This window comes from Bradyrhizobium sp. 1(2017) (genome assembly GCF_011602485.2).
GTDB lineage: Bacteria > Pseudomonadota > Alphaproteobacteria > Rhizobiales > Xanthobacteraceae > Bradyrhizobium.
On record NZ_CP050022.2, the window covers coordinates 970,153 to 987,736 of the forward strand.

Below are 17,584 nucleotides of genomic sequence, written 5' to 3' on the forward strand. Positions count from 1 at the left end.
GATCGAGCTCTGGTTGCCGATCGCGCTAGTCCGGCGCTTTCAATGCGTCTTGCTGCATTCACTTCTTCACCATGTGTGATACGTTGTGTAGCATCAAACTCTGCGGGGACCGAGAACTGAGCGGGGAGCGCCATGAAAGGCGTCACCGAGTGGCTCAAGTCGATCGGTTTGTCGGAGTACGCCCAACGCTTCGGCGAAAACGGCATTGATGTCTCAGTTCTCCGCGATCTGTCGGAAGACGACCTCAAGGAGCTGGGTGTCCTTTTAGGTCATCGCCGCAAGCTGCGGCGCGCCATTGCGGAGCTAGAGAACACAGCTGGACCCGAGCCAACGAGAACGGCGGCTGGATCGCAGCAGGCGAGCGAAGGCGAGCGCCGCCACCTTACAGTGATGTTTTGCGAGTTGGTTCGCTCCACAGCCGTCGCGGCACGGTTGGACCCCGAGGACCTGCGGCATCTGATTGGCGTGTATCACGGCCGCATTGCGGAAGTCATAGGTCACCACAACGGAACGGTTGCTCGCTATACAAGCGACGGTGCACTAATCTATTTCGGTTTCCCACGAGCGCACGAGGATGACGCCGAACTGGCTGTACGCGCCGCGCTCGCGCTGATTGACACCATCGCGAGTATCCGGGACGTCGCTGAGACGCTGCAGATTCGCATCGGCATTGCGACCGGCACCATGGTTGTCGCCGAGCTTCTGATTGAGAAGGCGTTGACAGAGCAGGAAGTTGTCGGTGAGACACCTAACCTCGCCTCGCGCCTGCAAGCGATGGCGGAGCCGGGGACCGTGTTGATCTGCGCGAGTACGCGCCGGCTCACTGGGGGAACATTTTATTACCGCGATCTGGACCCCGTTCTGCTGAAAGGCTGGGAAAGACCGTTCCGGATTTATCAGGTGCTAGGAACGAGCGGCATTGAGAGCCGCATCGAGGCAATGCACGCCGCCAAGCTGCCGCCTCTGTTCGGGCGTGAGGAGGAACTAGAGCTGCTGTTCCGCCGCTGGCGACAAGCTACCCTGGAAGGGGGGCGAGTGGTCACCCTTACAGGAGAGCCGGGTATCGGCAAGTCACACATCGCGCTGGCGCTTAACGAGCGGCTCTCGAGTGAATCGCACATCACGTTGCGGTATTCTTGCTCGGAGCATCATACCCACAGCGCATTGTTCCCATTCATAAGTCAGCTCGAGCGTGTTTCCGGGTTCGAACGTGGCGACTCATCTCAGGAGAGGCGATCCAAGCTCGACGCGCTGCTCGCACAATCCACCCATCACAATCCCGAGGACCTTGCAGTTCTGGCCGACTTATTGTCGTTGCAGGTCGAGGATCACTTCCGAATGCGAGACGTCACTCCACAAAAACGCAAGGAGAAAATCTTCGCGGCGTTGCTCGCTCAGCTCGATGGGTTAGCGGTACAGCAGCCGATCTTTCTAGTTTTCGAGGACGTACACTGGATTGACCCAACGTCGCTTGAGCTCCTTGCAAGAGCCGTGGAGCAAGTCCCGCGGCTTAGGGTACTGATGCTGATTACGGCCCGGCCCGAATTCACGCCCCCATGGCCGAGTTATGCGCACACCACAACCATCTCCCTCACGCGCCTTGGCCGGCGTGACGGCACTGCATTGGTCCTGCGCGTGACAGGCGGTAGGACACTCCCCAAAGAGGTCATGAAGCACATTCTCGCACACACCGATGGGGTGCCTCTTTTCATCGAGGAACTAACGAAGATGGTGATAGAGGGCGGGTTGTTGCGAGAGGGTGGCGGCCAATACGTTCTTGACGGTCCCCTACCTTCATTCGCGATCCCAACCACCCTGCAGGCTTCGCTGATGGCACGCCTTGATCGCCTGTCAACAGTGCGGGATGTGGCTCAGATAGGTGCCGTCGCAGGTCGCGAGTTTCATTACGAGCTTGTAAATGCCGTCGCCGGGCTGCCGAAGGACAGTTTGGATGAGGCGCTCGACAAGCTGGTGCGCTCGGAATTGGTGTTCTGCCGCGGAGAAATTCCAAACGCCGTATACACCTTCAAGCACGCGTTGGTGCGGGATGCGGCATATGCCGGGCTCCTAAAAAGTCGCCGCGCGCATCTGCATGCCGCGATGGCGAAGGGGCTTGAGCAGAAATTCCCCGAGATCGTGCAGGCTCAACCAGAGATCATTGCCTATCACTGTACTCAAGCACGAGATTACGATCGGGCCATACATTACTGGTACGAAGCAGGCAAACAGTCTGCGGCTCGCTCGGCGCACAACGAAGCGATCGGCCATCTGAAACAGGGATTGAAACTGATTCCCAATATCGACGGGCTGATGCAACGCAATAGATCGGAGTTGCTGCTCCAAATCTTGCTCGGCAACTCCCTCCGGGCGATTAACGGCTGGAGCATCGACAGTGTGAAGCATGCGTACACGCGAGCATTTCACTTGTGCAAAGAAAGCGGGCTTGACGAACATGTCTTTTCTGCCGTCTTTGGTCTGTGGACCTGGAATTTCGTTCGTGCGTCGCTGGGCGAAGCTCAAGCCCTTGCCGAACATCTGCTGAACTACGCCGAGAACGTAGTCGACCCGGTTTACGATGTTCTTGCCCACCAGGCTTTCGGTTTTACCTTGTTTGCGCAAGGGAAGTTCACCGCTGCCCACGCGGAGCTGGAACGCTGCATGAGCAGCTGCGAGGACTGCAGGGTCGCTGCATATCTTGAACTCTCCGGACAAGATCCTCGAGTTCATGTGAGGTCATACGACGGCATGGCACTTTGGGCCCTTGGTTATCCAGATCAAGCGTTGCGACGTTGTGCTGAGGCTCGCCGATACGCCGATGCGTCTCAACATCCGTTCAGCGAGGCAATTGCACGAACGATAGGTCTTCGCGTTCATCAGCTTCGCGGCGATTCTGCCGTTGTTGCGAGTGAGGCTGATGCTGCGATCGCATTCTGTGAGCAGCATGAATTTGCGCACTACCTGGCCATGGCTTTGATCTTGCGCGGGTGGGCAAGTGCCGATCAAGGCGAGTTTGAGAAAGGTATCGCCGAGATTCAAGAAGGCCTGGAAAAGAAGCGGCATACCGGGGCCATGTTATTGGAGTCGTATTCTCTGGGTTTAATGGCGGATTCATGCATCAAGAACAAACGTTACGGGCAAGCGTTCGACGCTTTGAGACAGGTGCAATCGAGGCTCGATGAAGAGAACTGCGAGCAGTTCTATGCAGCGGAAATATATCGTCTGCTTGGCGAAACGTATCTTCGATCGGGCCAGGACCTGAATCAGTCGGAGCATTATCTTTGCAAAAGTCTTGGAATCGCGCGCGCTCAGAAGGCCAAATCCTTTGAACTCAGGACTTGTCTGAGCTTGTGTGACTTGTACGAGTTGAGATCGGAGGCCGACAAGTGTTGCTCACGGCTCAACGAGATCTATCGTTCTTTTGGCGAAGGCTTTGGCACGCCCGATCTAGCGAGGGCCAAAGCAAGATTGGACGGTGGCGCACTTCACGCAAAGGGGTAGGAAAAGCGAGCTGCGCATGATTAAGCGCGGCCGTTTCGACCAAACTGATCCGTGAAAAGCTCGACTTGCCAACTTTCCGCCCATCGGTCCCGTAGCGGACGACGCCCGCTGAAGGCCGTCAGTGCCGCAGTTGCCATGTCCGCTTTGCGATCGATTGTGGTCTTTGCTGCGCGTCCCGCGTCCTAAGAGATTCTTGCCACAACGTTGGGTCGGTTTTTCTCGAGCCAGGCGACGGCCTCAGGTCCATCGACGACGCACTCGAAGGTTTCCCAGGTCGGGTCCTCCAGGGATTCCGATTGCAGTCGCTTCGCCGCATACTCGACGAGGTCGTGCAAGCCTTCGTATCCTCGTCGGCGCTCGAGGGACTCTGCAATTGCCGTGCTGGTCCATCCTCGTTGGGCCAAATCGATGATGCTCGAAGCATCAGCCTCGCTGAACCACGGCGTGGCATCGAACTCGATGCAGCGGACATTGTCGGCGGTATGGCAAGTGGCGTGGATCATTGGATTCCTCCGTCCTGCGCTGGCATGGCACGTCTCGCATCGCTGCCTCGCACGCCCTCAGGCTTTGACCAGGTCCCCCAGCAGGTTCGCCGCCACCATCAGCTTGGCGAGCGTCAGGCCGCCGGCGGCAATCTCCTCGACCGCACGACGGATGCGCGCCGCCTCGGGATGAGCTGCAAGCCAGGTCTCCGCAGCTTGCTGACCGGATTGGCCGATCGTCAGCATATCTGCGGCCAGGCGTCTTTCGGCAGCCGCGATCAGGTCGATGGCGCGGTCGATGGCGAGGCGCTCGAAATGATCGCTGGCCGGCACGCTGCGTGCGGCGGCGGTGATGCGGTCGAGACGGAAATTGGCCTCGGCGGCAAAGAACGTCGCGGCGGCATCACCGATGCTGCGGCTGGTGCGCTCGGCGACCGTCACGATATCAGGCGCCGAGACCAGGGCGTCGAGATCGGCCAGTTCGCCGGCGAGGCCGGACGGGACGCCGGCATCGGTCAGGTCCCGCCGGCGCTTGGTGCGCGCAGCCTGCAAGTCCGCTGGCAGGGCGTTGTCGAGAGAAGCCCTGATCTCGCGGATACCCGGGCCGAAACGTGCGATCACCGCCTCGAGGCCGTCCTTGAAATCAATATTGCGCACGTACCAGACCATGCGGGACAGGAGAAGGTCCTGGACCGCCGCGTAGAGCGACAACTGCAGCTGTCCGTCGATGCAGGCGTCGAGTGCATCGATCGCGTCATTGAGCAACTTCAGTCCATAGCACTCATCGACCGCCACATAGGCCATGACGATGGTCGGGATATCGGCGTCGGTCTCGTCGATCAAACGCACGACACAGGCCGGACCGCCGCGGTTGATCACCGCATTGGCGAGACTGGTCGCGATGATCTCCCGCCGCAGGCGATGCAATTCGGCCGCGGTCGGGAATTTGTCCTGAACCTCGCGCGGGAAATATTGAGACAGTTCGCGGGCAAGATAGGGATCGTCAGGCACGCTGGTGGCGAGCAGGTCGTCGTAGAGGGTCAGCTTGGCGTAGGCGAGCAGAACGGCAAGCTCTGGCCGCGTCAGGAACTGGCCGCGCCGTGTGCGCTCGGTGAGCGCTGCGTCGTCGGGCAGGTACTCCACTGCGCGGCTGAGCAGGTCGCGCTGTTCGAGCGACTGCATCAGGCGGGCGAGGAAACCGGTCTCGGCCACGCCCTTGCGCTCGGCCAGCGAGAGCGCCAGCGTCTGTAGATAGTTGTTGCGCAGCACCAGCGTGCCGACCTCGTCGGTCATCGCAGCGAGCAGGCTGTTGCGGTCAGTGGGATTGAGACGTCCCTCGCGCTCGGGGCGCGCCAGTGCGATCTTGATATTGACCTCGACGTCGGACGTGTTCACGCCGGCCGAATTGTCGATCGCGTCGGTATTGAGCCTGACGCCCTTCTGCGCCGCTTCGATGCGGCCGCGCTGGGTGACGCCGAGGTTGGCACCCTCGCCGATCACCCGGGCGCGTACGTCGGTCCCGGTGATGCGGATCGGATCATTGGCGCGATCGCCGGCCTGATCGTCGCTCTCCGCCGTCGCCCGGATGTAGGTGCCTATGCCGCCGAACCACAACAGGTCCGCGCGAGCCTTCAGGATCGCCGTCATCACCTCGAACGGCGTTGCCTGCGGCTTGTCGAGATCGAGCAGGGTGCGCACCTCCTGGGCGAGCGGGATCGCCTTGAGCTGGCGCGAGAACACGCCGCCGCCCTGCGAGATCAGCGATTTGTTGTAGTCCTGCCAGCTCGATCGCGGCAGATCGAACAGGCGTTTGCGCTCAGTGAAACTGATCGCCGGATCGGGCGAGGGATCGATGAAGATGTCGCGGTGATCGAAAGCCGCCACAAGTCTTGTCGCCGGCGAGAGCAGCATGCCGTTGCCGAAGACGTCGCCGGACATGTCGCCGACGCCGACCGCGGTGAACGCTGTGGTCTGAATGTCGGTGCCGAGCTCGCGGAAGTGACGCTTGACCGCCTCCCAGGCGCCGCGCGCCGTGATTCCCATCTTCTTGTGGTCGTAGCCCTGGCTGCCGCCGGAGGCGAAGGCATCGCCGAGCCAGTGGTTCTTTTCGGCCGAAATCGCGTTGGCGACGTCGGAGAAGGTGGCAGTGCCCTTGTCTGCGGCGACGACCAGATACGGATCGTCGCCATCATGCCGCACGGTCGAATCGGGCGGGACGAGGTCGTCGCCGTCGAGGTTGTCGGTGAGCTCGAGCAGCGAGCGAACGAAGATGCGATAGGCTTCGGTGCCTTCCGCGAGCCACGCGTCGCGATTGGACGGCGGTGGCAGGCGCTTCGGCACAAAGCCGCCCTTGGCGCCGACCGGCACAATCACGGCGTTCTTCACCTGCTGCGCTTTCACCAGGCCGAGGATCTCGGTGCGGAAATCCTGCGGGCGATCGGACCAGCGCAAGCCGCCGCGCGCAACCTTGCCGAAGCGCAGGTGGATGCCTTCGACGCGGGGAGAATAGACGAAAATCTCGTAGAGCGGTCGTGGCGCCGGCAGGTCCTCTATCCCGCGTGCGTCGAACTTGAAGGAAATCACCGGACGCGGATGTCCGTCCGCGCCGACCTGCCACAAATTGGTGCGGATGGTTGACTGCACCAGATTGGTGAAACGGCGCAGGATGCGGTCTTCGTCGAGCGATGCGACGGACTTGAGCTGCTCCTCGATCTCGGCAAGGAGGGTGGTCTCGCGGGCCGCACGTTCGGTCTCGGTGGCGGCGAGGCGCGGATCGAGGCGGGCCTGGAACAGCGCAACGAGGTTGGCGGTGATCGCCGCGTTCTTGCGCAGCGTCTCCCACATGTAATCCTGGCTGAACGGTGCGCGGATCTGGTGCAGATAGCGCGACAGCGCCCGGATGGTCGAGACTTCCCGCCAACCCAGAGCGGTGCGCAGGACCAGGGCATTGTATCCGTCGGATTCGGCGCGATCGCCAACCACCGCCATGATCGAGGCTTCCACGCGGTGGCTGAATTCCGGGTTGATCTCGATCGGCTGGCCGTCGCTGGTCTCGATCGTCATGTCGTGCAGCCACACCGGGGCCGGCCTGCTAGCGGGGACGATCTGATAGGTGCGTTCATTGACCACGCGCAGGCCGTGATTTTCGATCACCGGCACGCGATAGGACAGCGACAGCGGCGCGGCATCCGAGAACACCTTGAGTCCGAAATGTCTGGAATCGTCCGTGCCCTCGAGGCGGTGAACCGAAATCGTCACCGGACGGGCCGGTGTGAGCCGTTCGATGGTGGCGATATCGGCAATCGCCTGCTCCGCCGTGGACACCTCGGTGTACCCGCCGGTAAAGGCCCGGGCATAGCGATTGGCGAGCATGCGCGCACGCATGCCATCGGTCGATGCAGTCAGCGCGGCCTTCAGCTTGTCGGCCCAGGTTGCGGCAATGGCGCTGATCCTGGCTTCCAGCGTGGCGCGCTCGACGGCGGGAGTCTTACCTTCATAGCGTCCAATGATGTAGTGGACGCGCGCCAATGCGCCTTCGGGGAAGGACACGTAGGAGGCCGCCAGCGTCCCCCGATAGGCCTGCGCCAGGAAGCTTGCGACGCGCGTGCGCACATCCGTGTCGTATTTGTCGCGCGGAATGAAGGTGAGGATGGAGACGAAGCGATCGAACTTGTCGACCCGGGCCAGCGCGCGGACGCGCGGGCGCTCGTAGAGAATCAGGATCTCCATGACGAAGTTGAAGAGGGTGTCGACGTCGACCTGGAACAGTTCGTCGCGCGGATATTCCTCGAGGATATGGATCAGCGCCTTGCCCGAATGGCCGTTCGGGTCGAAGCCGGCGCGCTGCAGCACCCGTGTCACCTTGTGGCGGACATAGGGAATCTGCCGTGCCGAGCGGGTATAGGCGCCTGAGGTGAACAGGCCGACGACGCGCAATTCGCCCTCGAGCCGGCCGTCGGGCGTATAGAGCTTGATGCCGACATAATCCATCCGGATGCGGCGATGAACGCGGCTGCTCACATTGGCCTTGATGACGATCAGCAGGGTCGGCTCGCGCATGAACTCGCGAATTTCGGGCGTCATCACCACCATTTCGCTGCCGCGACGCAGGACCTTGACATCGGGGTCACTGAGGATGCCGAGGCCCTCGGCGGTCATGATGTCGTCCGAGGCATCGCTGTCGGGCGAGAAGCGATATTCGCGCACGCCGAGAAAGGTGAAATTGTCCGCGCACAGCCATTGCAGGAACTGGTTGGCCTCGGCGATCTCGTCGATCGGCAGTGGCGGCGGATTGGAAGCGAAAGTCTTGATCGCATCCTCGACCCGGTCGCGCATGGCGCGCCAGTCGGTGACGCAGGAGCGGACGTCGTTCAACGTCCTGGCGAGGCCGTCGATCAGCTTCTGGCGATCGGCATCGGCGTCCAGGCGGGTGATGTGGAGATGGATCAGGCTTTCGCGCGTGCCCTTTGCCCCCTCCGGCAGGGCTTCGCCGTAGAAGCGCAGCAGCTTGCCCTCATTGTCGCGTTCCACCGCAATGATCGGGTGAGCGACGAGGGTGACTTCGACGCCCTGCTCGGTGAGCTCCGCCATGGTGGAATCGAACAGGAAGGGCATGTTGTCGTTGAGAATTTCGAGCACGGAAATCTCGCGCCCATCCGGCATCATCGGATTGACGACGCGGATATCGGCACGACCGGCCGTGCGCCGCTGCACATGCTCCCAGGCTTGCTCCGCCAGCAGGGCAAGCGAGGCCGCATCGTAATTGGCGAGATCCTCACTATTGGTGTAGCCGAATAGAAGCTCGGCAAAGATCCGGGGCGCCTTGCCCGGCTGCATGCTTTCCGCCGTGTCGTGGATCAGAGTTGCCCGGGCCTTGTCGTCACGCAATGCCATAGCGTCCTCCATGTCCCAGCCGACGAGCCGCAATGACGGTCGGGCGTTGTTCTTGGAGTGCGCCTCTTCGAGCGCATCTTCTTGACCGCGTTTCAATCGCCTCGGCGAAATCTTCGGCTTTGCGGCTTCGACGATATTAGCATTCCGCAGCCGTCATGGCGCGCGGAGTTGTGAGGCGTGCCTTGGAGGCGGAAAATCGGTGCCGACGACCATCGCGCCGCTGGGTGCCCTGCAAAATGCCGAGGAATTTCAATCGTGTAGTAATTCGCGATTCTACTCTGAATGGCGCGCCATTTGCGGTAGTAGGTACGTCCCATGCGTACCATCGATCGTCTGCTCTCCCGCCTCGCTTTGTTCCTTGCAATCGCAGCCGTTCCGGTGCTGCCCGCGCGCGCGGCCGAAACCTGTCCGTTCATCAGTGCCAAGGAGCTCGCCGGCGCGATGCCGGCGCTCAAATGGTCACTGATCTCGAACCAGGACGGTCGCGGCTGCATCTACCAGGCCGGGCGCGGCGACACGATGATGCTGACCGTATTCCGCAATCCCGACAGAGACCGCGCCAGGGAATTGTACGCCACCTTCGTCAAGACGCTCGGTGAGCGCATGCCCCTGAACGCGGTGTCCGGGATCGGCGACGAGGGCCGGGGCGGAACAAGCGCGGCCGGCGCCGAGCGCCAGGAGGCCTCGGTCGTCGCCCTGTCCGGCGATTACATTCTGCAGATCAGCGTCTATCCGACCGGCCGGCGCGCCGACGATGCGCTGCTCGGACCGATCACCGAAGCCGCGCGCATTGCCATCGGCAACGTGAACAAGAGCAGCGAACGGTTCGGCAATTGCGAGTGGCTCACGGCGGCGGATGCCGACGGCTTTCTCGACACGAGCACACTGACGGTGCAAAGGACCGGCGCGGGCAGCTGCATGATGTTCGATCGCGAGGCCAACACCATGACCGTCGCTGTCATCGCGACCTCGCGCGACACCGCCATCGGCATGATGAAGCGCGCGGGCCCGTGCAAGCATCTGGCGATACCCGAGCTCGGCAGCGAAGCGTTCGGCGAGCATTCCTGCACCAAGGGCAACGGCAGCGCCGTCAACATCTATGTCTGGAAGAACGGCCGGCAGGCCTCGATCCTGTTCGCGCCGGTCAAGCCGCATCCGGAGTCCGGCTCGGTCGATCGCCTCAAGACGGTCGCCGGGCGGGTCTATGGAAAGCTGTGACGGGCGCGCGGGTGAACCCTTCCGCGATGCGGCCGACATCCGGGACCGCTCGGCGGTCCCGGATGTCGTCCGGCTAGACTGTCAGCCCGCAAGCTCGCCGGATTGCGATCTGAACCGGCGACGGCGGCAGCGCCGGATAGAACTCGCTTTTCGGCAGCAGCGGAGGCTGAGCCATGAAGCGCGGCTCCGTCCCTCGATGAGGTTGCGCGGCGTGAACCAGGAAGGGGTGGCACAGATAGACGGTGCCTGCCGCGCCGGTGGCCAGTTCGATCGCGCAATCCTTCGTCGACGCCCAGTCCTCGGCCGCGAGCTGCCGGAGCGTCGCGCCGGCCTCGCCATGGGGCAGCAGCTCCCGCGCGATGATGGCATGCGAGCCGCTCCGAATCCGCGTGGGCGCATCATCGTCACCGACATCCGAGAACAGGAACAGCATCAGCAGCGCACGCCCGCTGCTCTTCACATTGGCACGCCATTCCATGAAGTCGGCATTGGCGGTGCCAAAGCTCATGTCCACATGCCAGCCGTCGTCGCCAGGGGAGTCCGTTGACGGAAAGCGGATCGGAAAGGTTCCGAGGCCCATGGGCGCAAGCCAGCGCCCGTCGCCGACGAGCTGATCATAGGCCTCGCGCAGAAGCGGCGTGTTCGCGGCCTCGATGAAAGGGGGCGAAGCCTTGGACCCCACCCGGATGACGGGTCGGGTCCAACGTTCGGGTTGGTCCGGCGACAGGCCGATATCCGCCCACAGCTCGTCCCGGCATTGCTTTGCAAGGTCGGTGCTGAAGGCATTCTCGATTTTGACGAAACCGTCGTCGATGAAGGTCTGGACCTGACCAGGTGTCAGGCCAGCCCGTTTGGACTTGGGCATTGCACATTCTCCGTTCGGCCGGCGCATCGAGCGCAGCCTTTTGATCTGATGGGCGCGGTTGCGCCGGAACGACGTTTGGCCGTTCAGATCAGCGGGAAGAATGTGGACATGAACATCATGGTGGGAACGTATAGCGCGGCGGAGCGCGGAATCAAGACACGCTCGCCGCCGCGATGATCTACGGACAGGCCTTGGAAGTCGCCTTTGCTCCGAAAGCGCGCATTGCGCTTCTCCCTGCGGCGATTGTCCGGGATCCGCGCCGGGAACAGGCTCAGGCCTGCATCGCCGCGCCAATCACCGCCACCCCAGCGCCGGCGCCACATGCGTCAGGATCGCCTCGATCGCATGCGCGCAGTAATCGACGCCGAGCTGGTTCGGGATGGTCAGCAGCAGCGTATCGGCTTCCGCGATCGCCTCGTCCTGCCGCAGCTGCTCGATCAGCGCGTCCGGCTCCGCCGCATAGGAGCGGCCGAAGATCGCCCGCGTGCGCGGGTCGATGAAGCCGATCTGGTCCTCGCCTCCGCGCTCGCCGCCGAAATAAGCGCGGTCGCGATCATTCATCAGCGCAAAAATGCTGCGGCTGACGGAGACGCGCGGCTCGCGGCCGTGCCCCGCCTCTTTCCAGGCCGCGCGATAGGCGCGAATTTGCGCCGCCTGCTGCACGTGAAAAGCCTCGCCGGTCTCGTCGTTCTTCAGCGTCGAGCTCTGCAGGTTCATGCCGAGCTTCGCTGCCCACACCGCGGTGGCGTTCGAGCCGGCACCCCACCAGATCCGTTCGCGCAGGCCCTGCGCATGTGGCTCCAGCCGCAACAGCCCGGGCGGATTGGGAAACATCGGCTGCGGGTTGGGCTCGGCAAAACCTTGGCCGCGGAGCAGGTCGAGGAAGACCTCGGCGTGATGCCGGCCCATGTCGCCATCGCTCTGGCCCTCGGCCGGCCGGTAGCCGAAATAGCGCCAACCGTCGATCACCTGTTCGGGCGAGCCGCGGCTGATGCCGAGCTGCAGCCTTCCGCCAGCGATGAGGTCGGCGCTTCCTGCATCCTCCACCATGTAGAGCGGGTTCTCGTAGCGCATGTCGATCACGGCCGTGCCGATCTCGATTCGGCTGGTCTTCGCGCCGACGGCCGCGAGCAGCGGAAAGGGCGAGGCGAGCTGCCGCGCGAAATGATGCACGCGGAAATAGGCGCCGTCGGCGCCGAGCTGTTCAGCCGCAACCGCGAGCTCGATCGATTGCAGCAGGGTATCCGCCGCCGAGCGGGTCTGCGATTGCGGCGAGGGCGTCCAGTGCCCGAAGGAGAGGAATCCGATCTTTTTCATCAGGGCAACATATGGATGATCGGAAGCGTTTGCGAGACACTGGCCGGAGGAAAGATGGGCAACACGGGGCGTGCCCCATGAGGCCGCTTGGGGAATCCAGATCAGGCACGGAGCTGGACGCTGGCACTTCTGCCCTGCAGCGGACCACCAACTCGGATCGTTGTTCGATCGGTCACGCCGAGGGGCGTCCTCAGATTTCGCAATCGGTCAAATTCAATGCCTTGCGCAAGCCGCCAAACGCCTTGAGTCGGCAGGGCTCGACATTGCTTGCAGCCTTGGAGCGCTGGACCTCAGCGGTTCGCTTGACAACGCTCGGCTTCGGCTTCGGCTTGGGCTTGGGACGTGCAGCGGTCGCGATCTTTTTCGGACTGTGCCGCGGACGCACCACCGGCGCCGGCTCGGACGAGCCGATATGGGCGTCTTCTGGCGGAGCAGCGCGGTCCTCGACCGACGCAGCCTGTGTCGGCACCGCGCTGCTCACGGCGGCAACATCGAGGCGATCAGCCTTCGGCAGGGCCTCGTATGAATCAGAAGTGCCCGCGTCCTGGTCGGCAGGCGGCTGCACGGTCGCGGCCGCGCGACGCGGTGGCGCCGTCAGCTCCATCGCCGACAGCACTCCTGCACTCAACAGGATGAGGAGGCCCAACAACGCCATTCTCAGCATAATGCGCCTCTGACAGAGGTTCGTGCCGCTGAAAATTCTCCGCGCCAATGAGGCAACTTGTCGACGGCTGCGGGGCCGCGACGAATCATTTGCCGACAGGGTTAACGTCGATGATGCACCCGCACATGCCGAAGATGCCCGTTCACGGCGGTTCCGCGAGCAGACCTTGTTGGCCCGAGCCGAGCGCCACGAGAAGGATCGTCACGTTTGCTGTTTGAGGGAAGCCCGACGCCGCCTGACCGATTGGGCGACGGCCGCTTTTGACCCTGGCTGTGTGAAAACGCTGGGGTGCTGTTATGATTCTTCCGTGATTCTGTGGGGGAATCGATGAGGCGCTTCGTTGAAGAGGCGGATCGTGGGCAGCGGACGCTGTTGCCCGAATGCCTCGATGACTTCATTGACGAGAGCAATCCTGTTCGGGTGATCGACGTATTTGTCGATGCGCTCGGTTTGGCCGAGATGGGCTTTGAGGGTGTGGAGCCGGCAGCGACCGGCCGGCCGTCCATCCCTCGGTGCTCCTTAAGCTTTACATTTATGGCTATCTGAACCGGGTACAGTCGAGCCGGCGGCTGGAACGAGAGGCCGGGCGCAAGGTCGAGGCCGATCGCGGCTACTTCAACAGCCCGGAGATCCTCGCGTGCCACGAAGCAGGCATCACGGTAACTCTGCCCAAACCGCAGACGTCCGGCGCCAAGTCGGAGGGGCGCTTCGGTAAGCAGGACTTTGCCTATTTGTCGGAGGAGGACGCCTACCGCTGTCCAGCTGGGGAGCGGCTGCGATATCGCTACACAAGCGAAGAAGACGGCAAGATGCTGCGGCGCTACTGGACCACGGCCTGTCAAAATTGTTCGCTCAAATCGCAGTGCACGACGGGGCCAGAGCGGCGAATTACACGATGGGATCACGAGCATCTGCTCGAGGCTGTGCAGCAGCGGCTTGATGCAAACCCAGAAGCCATGCGCCAGCGTCGGGAGACGGTCGAACATCCGTTCGGCACGATGAAGGCCCGCATGGGGGCGACGCACTTCCTCACCAAAACGCTTCCCAAAGTAGCCGCCGAGATGGCGCTCTCGGTTCTGGCCTACAATCTGACCCGGGTCATGAACATTGTCGGCATCAAGCCACTGATCACTGCGATCGAGGCCTGAGACAGGCCCGGTTCCTAGCTCCCCGACCGACGCCCTTTGCGGCCGTTTTTACACGGCCAAGACCCAAAGCGAACTCAAGCAGAGCATTTCACTCAGAACGCGGAACTTGAGCCATTCTCGATTAGTGGGTAGCGGTCGTTCGGTACCCGCTGCTCCCATACGCTCCAAAGTCCCCAACGACCGTGCGGAGCGCGCGCCGAAAGGCTCACGGCGAAGCGCGCGGCTCGCTAGATAAACGAAAGACAGCGTGCCACGTGTCTCGACCAGATTCCCCTCACGCACGCGACCTACTCAGCGAGGCCGCGCGGGACTGTGAGGAATGATGACCTTGGCAGTACACTAGACTCAGCTACTTAGCTGTGCCCGTCGTAACTCCTGTCGCAGTCGTGTCTGCCGTCCCCGGTGTGCCTCCTCGCCGCACGTCGCGCGCGTCACGGCGACCCTCCCGGCGCACTTGGCGCGCGTCACGACGATTTTCGCGGCGCTCGTGGCGCCCCTCACGTCGATCTTGGCGCCTTTCCATGCCTGCGGTCTGAGCCTCGGCGTCGGGTGCAATCAGCATGCTCGGAAGCGCGGCTATTGTGGTCGCCATGCCCAAGGAAAAAAGAAGCTTTCGTCGAGAAATCATGACTGCCTCCTTTGCTGGACTGCCCCAAGCACAAGAGTCTACTCGCCTTTGCCGCCTTGGTCTTGATCTAAGTCATGGACAGCAGCACTCTCAGGTTGACATTGCCCGGCATGCACGCGCATAGCTACGTCTCCCGTTAGAGTGACGTGACCTTAGGAGCATCCCGGTTATCCGGCCGGCTGCGTCGCGCGGGCCGGTGTCGTGCTTAGGCCTCGGCCTGTAGCGCGCGCTGCGGTCCGTCACAATCGGTGGCAACTTAAACGGCGGTGTCAATCGAGTTGGGGTGAGGCGGTAATGCCTTGCGTCACGAGCGGAGCACTTCTCGGCACGGCAGCTTTGTGACCCGCTACATTTTGAGCAATCGATGAGGCACACCTAGTACGTAACCTTCGAGCTGCAACGCCGAGGGATGCTGCCAAAGCCAAGACATCCTCGGCTGACCAAGACATTCGAGACCGAGAAGGAAGCCAAGCTTTTTGCGAAAGAAAAACTCGATGAAGGGCTGGTCGTGACCGCCGGCACCCTCAATCCGCACACGCCGAAGCAAATTATTCCGTCGAGCGCCGTGTCGATCTGGCTTGGCAGCACGCTGGACCAAACTGCGGACCGGTCTAACAGTCGGAGCGATTGAGGAGCGGCCAATGTCGGCTAGGCCAGAAGCGGACATTTCCTGGCTAGTCGGTTGACGGCCGCTTTGACCATGAGCGGACATGCGACATCGCGAGCGCGATGGCGGCGGCCGCTTACAGAAGAACGGTAGTCAGCAGTAGAGACCGTTTCGGCCGCTTCAGAGCCGGCTGGATTTGATTGATCTAGATCAAGCGCCAAACGACTAATCGCCGTTCGATTGCGCGGTGGCGCACTGCCACCCTTTCGACCTAAGCCCCGCAAGCTCTCCTTAGCGGGGCCATGGGACGTTTTGCCGTGGCTCTCCGCGTCGATAGCCTGAAAGCCCGTTGGGTCCGCTCATTGGACAAGCAGTCCGAAAATCAATCGGAGAAAACGTCATGAGTATGCGTAACTTTTTCTGGTCAAGCGCAGTCGCACTATCCACCACTTTGGCACTCGCGAATTTTCCAGCATCAGCTCAACAACAACGACCGCCCAACATACTCGTAATCATGGGCGATGACGTCGGCTGGTTCAACATCGGCGCCTATCATCGCGGCATGATGTCGGGAAAGACGCCTAATCTCGACAAGTTGGCGTCTGAAGGCATGATGTTCACCGACTATTATGCGGAAGCGAGTTGCACGGCAGGCCGCGCCAACTTCATTACCGGTCAGCTGCCGATCCGCACCGGGTTGACGACCGTCGGCCAGGCCGGCGCTGATGTCGGCATTCCAGCCGAGGCGGTGACGCTCGCCACCGCGCTGAAAGCGCAGGGTTATGCAACCGGGCAGTTCGGCAAGAACCATCTCGGTGACCTGAACAAGTATCTCCCGACCCTGCATGGCTTCGACGAGTTCTTCGGATACCTCTACCATCTCGACGCGATGTCGGATCCCTACTGGTACTCGTTCCCGGTCAACCAGGACTACTACAACAAATTCGGCCCGCGCAGCCTGATCCACAGCTATGCGACCGACACCGACGACAAGACCGAGATGCCCCGTTGGGGCAAGGTCGGCAAGCAGAGGATTACCGATGAGGGGCCGCTGCCGCCATTCCCCGACATGTCGAACGTGGCGAACATGCACGACTTGCCGTTCTTGAAGGCAAAGTACGACATGACCACTTTTGACGAAGTGCTGGTGAAGGCGTCCGGCGATTTCATGGACAAAGCCAAGCGCGAGGGCAAGCCGTTCTTCGTCTGGCACAACACCACGCGCATGCACGTATGGACTTTCCTCTCGAAGAAATACAGCGCAATGCAGAACAGCGACACCAACTACGGTCTCGAAGAGGCCGGCATGGCGCAACTCGATGACAGCGTCGGCGCCCTGATGAAGAAGCTCGACGACATGGGCGAGGCCAACAATACCATTGTTATCTTCACCACCGACAACGGCGCCGAAGTGTTCACCTGGCCGGATGGCGGCATGACGCCGTTCAAAAACACCAAGGGTACGGTCGGCGAAGGCGGCTTCCGCGTACCGTGCATCATCCGTTGGCCCGGCGTGGTCAGGCCGGCGACCGTCCAGAACGAAATCTTCTCAGGGCTGGACTGGTTGCCAACGCTTGTGGCGGCGGCGGGCAACGTCAATATCTCCGAGCAGTTGCTGAAGGGCGTGAAGCTGGGTGAGCGCACCTACAAGAACCACCTTGACGGTTACAACCAGCTCGATCTGCTCGCCGGCAAAGGCCCATCCAGACGCCAGGAAGTATTCTACTTCGGTGGTGCCGCGCTCGGTGCCGTCCGCATCGACAACTTCAAGTTCCAATTCTATCAACAGCCATGGGGCTGGCCGGGCGAGAAGACCACCACGGATATGCCGACGATGGTCAACATTCGCCAGGATCCGTTCGAGCGTACGCCGTCCATCCGCGGCGAGTCCTCCAACGCGAGCGCGTTCGGCTATGGCAACGACTTCTTCGCCCGTGAGTTCTGGCGCTTCGTCCTGGTTCAGCAGTACGTGGGGAAGCTGGCAATGACAGCGATTGACTATCCGCCGATGCAGGATCCGGCTTCCTTCAACCTCGAATCGGTGAAGAGGAAGGTCGAGGAGATGATCAAGAATCGTCCGGGTCAGTAACAAACAACAAGGGAGCGCATGAAACGCGTGCGCTCCCCCTCCGCTTTAGCATCCCTCTTGTTTTGAAGCGGAGCGCAAAATGGCCGCTCTTGGGCCCTAAGCGGCGTTGAGGGATGTCTGCTATTCCGCCGCTGTCGGGAGACAAGCGGACATCTGGGGTCCGGGCCGAAAATGA

General features: G+C 61.9%; 10 protein-coding genes and 1 pseudogene. 5 read left to right on the forward strand and 6 right to left on the reverse strand.

Annotated elements, in window-relative coordinates:
• Positions 1-132: 132 nt before the first annotated feature.
• Positions 133-3,498 (forward strand): adenylate/guanylate cyclase domain-containing protein, encoded by a 3,366-nt coding sequence (locus tag HAP40_RS04535; RefSeq protein WP_166818911.1) that lies wholly within the window; start codon positions 133-135, stop codon positions 3,496-3,498.
• Between the two features lie 182 nt (positions 3,499-3,680).
• On the opposite strand, the gene HAP40_RS04540 is transcribed toward HAP40_RS04535, so the two are convergent.
• Both HAP40_RS04540 and HAP40_RS04545 read right to left on the reverse strand, forming a co-directional pair.
• A complete protein-coding gene (locus tag HAP40_RS04540) occupies positions 3,681-4,001 on the reverse strand; it encodes a hypothetical protein (RefSeq protein ID WP_166818910.1) in 321 nt (106 codons plus the stop codon).
• Positions 4,002-4,058: 57 nt separating this feature from the next.
• Positions 4,059-8,885: an NAD-glutamate dehydrogenase gene (locus tag HAP40_RS04545; RefSeq protein ID WP_166819624.1), complete on the reverse strand. Its 4,827-nt coding sequence runs from the start codon at positions 8,883-8,885 to the stop codon at positions 4,059-4,061.
• A 303-nt stretch (positions 8,886-9,188) separates the two neighbouring features.
• Here HAP40_RS04545 and HAP40_RS04550 point away from each other — a divergent pair, with 303 nt between their 5' ends.
• Positions 9,189-10,091, forward strand: coding sequence for a hypothetical protein (locus HAP40_RS04550; protein ID WP_166818909.1), 903 nt, complete (start codon positions 9,189-9,191; stop codon positions 10,089-10,091).
• 73 nt (positions 10,092-10,164) lie between these two features.
• On the opposite strand, the gene HAP40_RS04555 is transcribed toward HAP40_RS04550, so the two are convergent.
• From HAP40_RS04555 to HAP40_RS04570, 4 genes are all read right to left on the reverse strand, one after another.
• Positions 10,165-10,956: a phytanoyl-CoA dioxygenase family protein gene (locus HAP40_RS04555; protein WP_166818908.1), complete on the reverse strand. Its 792-nt coding sequence runs from the start codon at positions 10,954-10,956 to the stop codon at positions 10,165-10,167.
• Between the two features lie 83 nt (positions 10,957-11,039).
• A complete protein-coding gene (locus HAP40_RS04560) occupies positions 11,040-11,279 on the reverse strand; it encodes a hypothetical protein (RefSeq protein WP_166818907.1) in 240 nt (79 codons plus the stop codon).
• Complete coding sequence (locus tag HAP40_RS04565) at positions 11,251-12,273, reverse strand: LLM class flavin-dependent oxidoreductase (RefSeq protein ID WP_166818906.1); 1,023 nt, start codon at positions 12,271-12,273, stop codon at positions 11,251-11,253. Before HAP40_RS04565 ends, HAP40_RS04560 begins: the two co-directional genes overlap by 29 nt.
• Before the next feature lie 190 nt (positions 12,274-12,463).
• Positions 12,464-12,928, reverse strand: a complete 465-nt coding sequence (locus HAP40_RS04570) for a hypothetical protein (protein WP_246741378.1) — start codon at positions 12,926-12,928, stop codon at positions 12,464-12,466.
• Between the two features lie 336 nt (positions 12,929-13,264).
• Here HAP40_RS04570 and HAP40_RS04575 point away from each other — a divergent pair.
• The 3 genes and pseudogenes from HAP40_RS04575 to HAP40_RS04585 all read left to right on the forward strand — a co-directional run bounded on the left by HAP40_RS04575 (position 13,265) and on the right by HAP40_RS04585 (position 17,409).
• Positions 13,265-14,085 (forward strand): annotated as a pseudogene (locus HAP40_RS04575) (transposase).
• 1,037 nt (positions 14,086-15,122) lie between these two features.
• Positions 15,123-15,344 (forward strand): hypothetical protein, encoded by a 222-nt coding sequence (locus HAP40_RS04580; protein ID WP_246741173.1) that lies wholly within the window; start codon positions 15,123-15,125, stop codon positions 15,342-15,344.
• A 376-nt stretch (positions 15,345-15,720) separates the two neighbouring features.
• Positions 15,721-17,409 (forward strand): arylsulfatase, encoded by a 1,689-nt coding sequence (locus HAP40_RS04585; RefSeq protein WP_414645390.1) that lies wholly within the window; start codon positions 15,721-15,723, stop codon positions 17,407-17,409.
• Positions 17,410-17,584: the final 175 nt, after the last annotated feature.

Excerpts from the sequence above, each read along its gene's own strand:
- HAP40_RS04560 (WP_166818907.1), bottom strand. The coding sequence starts at position 11,279 with ATGTGGCGCCGGCGCTGGGGTGGCGGTGATTGGCGCGGCGATGCAGGC.
- HAP40_RS04535 (WP_166818911.1), top strand. The coding sequence starts at position 133 with ATGAAAGGCGTCACCGAGTGGCTCAAGTCGATCGGTTTGTCGGAGTAC.
- HAP40_RS04585 (WP_414645390.1), top strand. The coding sequence starts at position 15,721 with ATGAGTATGCGTAACTTTTTCTGGTCAAGCGCAGTCGCACTATCCACC.
- HAP40_RS04580 (WP_246741173.1), top strand. The coding sequence starts at position 15,123 with ATGCTGCCAAAGCCAAGACATCCTCGGCTGACCAAGACATTCGAGACC.
- HAP40_RS04540 (WP_166818910.1), bottom strand. The coding sequence starts at position 4,001 with ATGATCCACGCCACTTGCCATACCGCCGACAATGTCCGCTGCATCGAG.
- HAP40_RS04545 (WP_166819624.1), bottom strand. The coding sequence starts at position 8,885 with ATGGAGGACGCTATGGCATTGCGTGACGACAAGGCCCGGGCAACTCTG.
- HAP40_RS04555 (WP_166818908.1), bottom strand. The coding sequence starts at position 10,956 with ATGCCCAAGTCCAAACGGGCTGGCCTGACACCTGGTCAGGTCCAGACC.
- HAP40_RS04570 (WP_246741378.1), bottom strand. The coding sequence starts at position 12,928 with ATGGCGTTGTTGGGCCTCCTCATCCTGTTGAGTGCAGGAGTGCTGTCG.
- HAP40_RS04550 (WP_166818909.1), top strand. The coding sequence starts at position 9,189 with ATGCGTACCATCGATCGTCTGCTCTCCCGCCTCGCTTTGTTCCTTGCA.
- HAP40_RS04565 (WP_166818906.1), bottom strand. The coding sequence starts at position 12,273 with ATGAAAAAGATCGGATTCCTCTCCTTCGGGCACTGGACGCCCTCGCCG.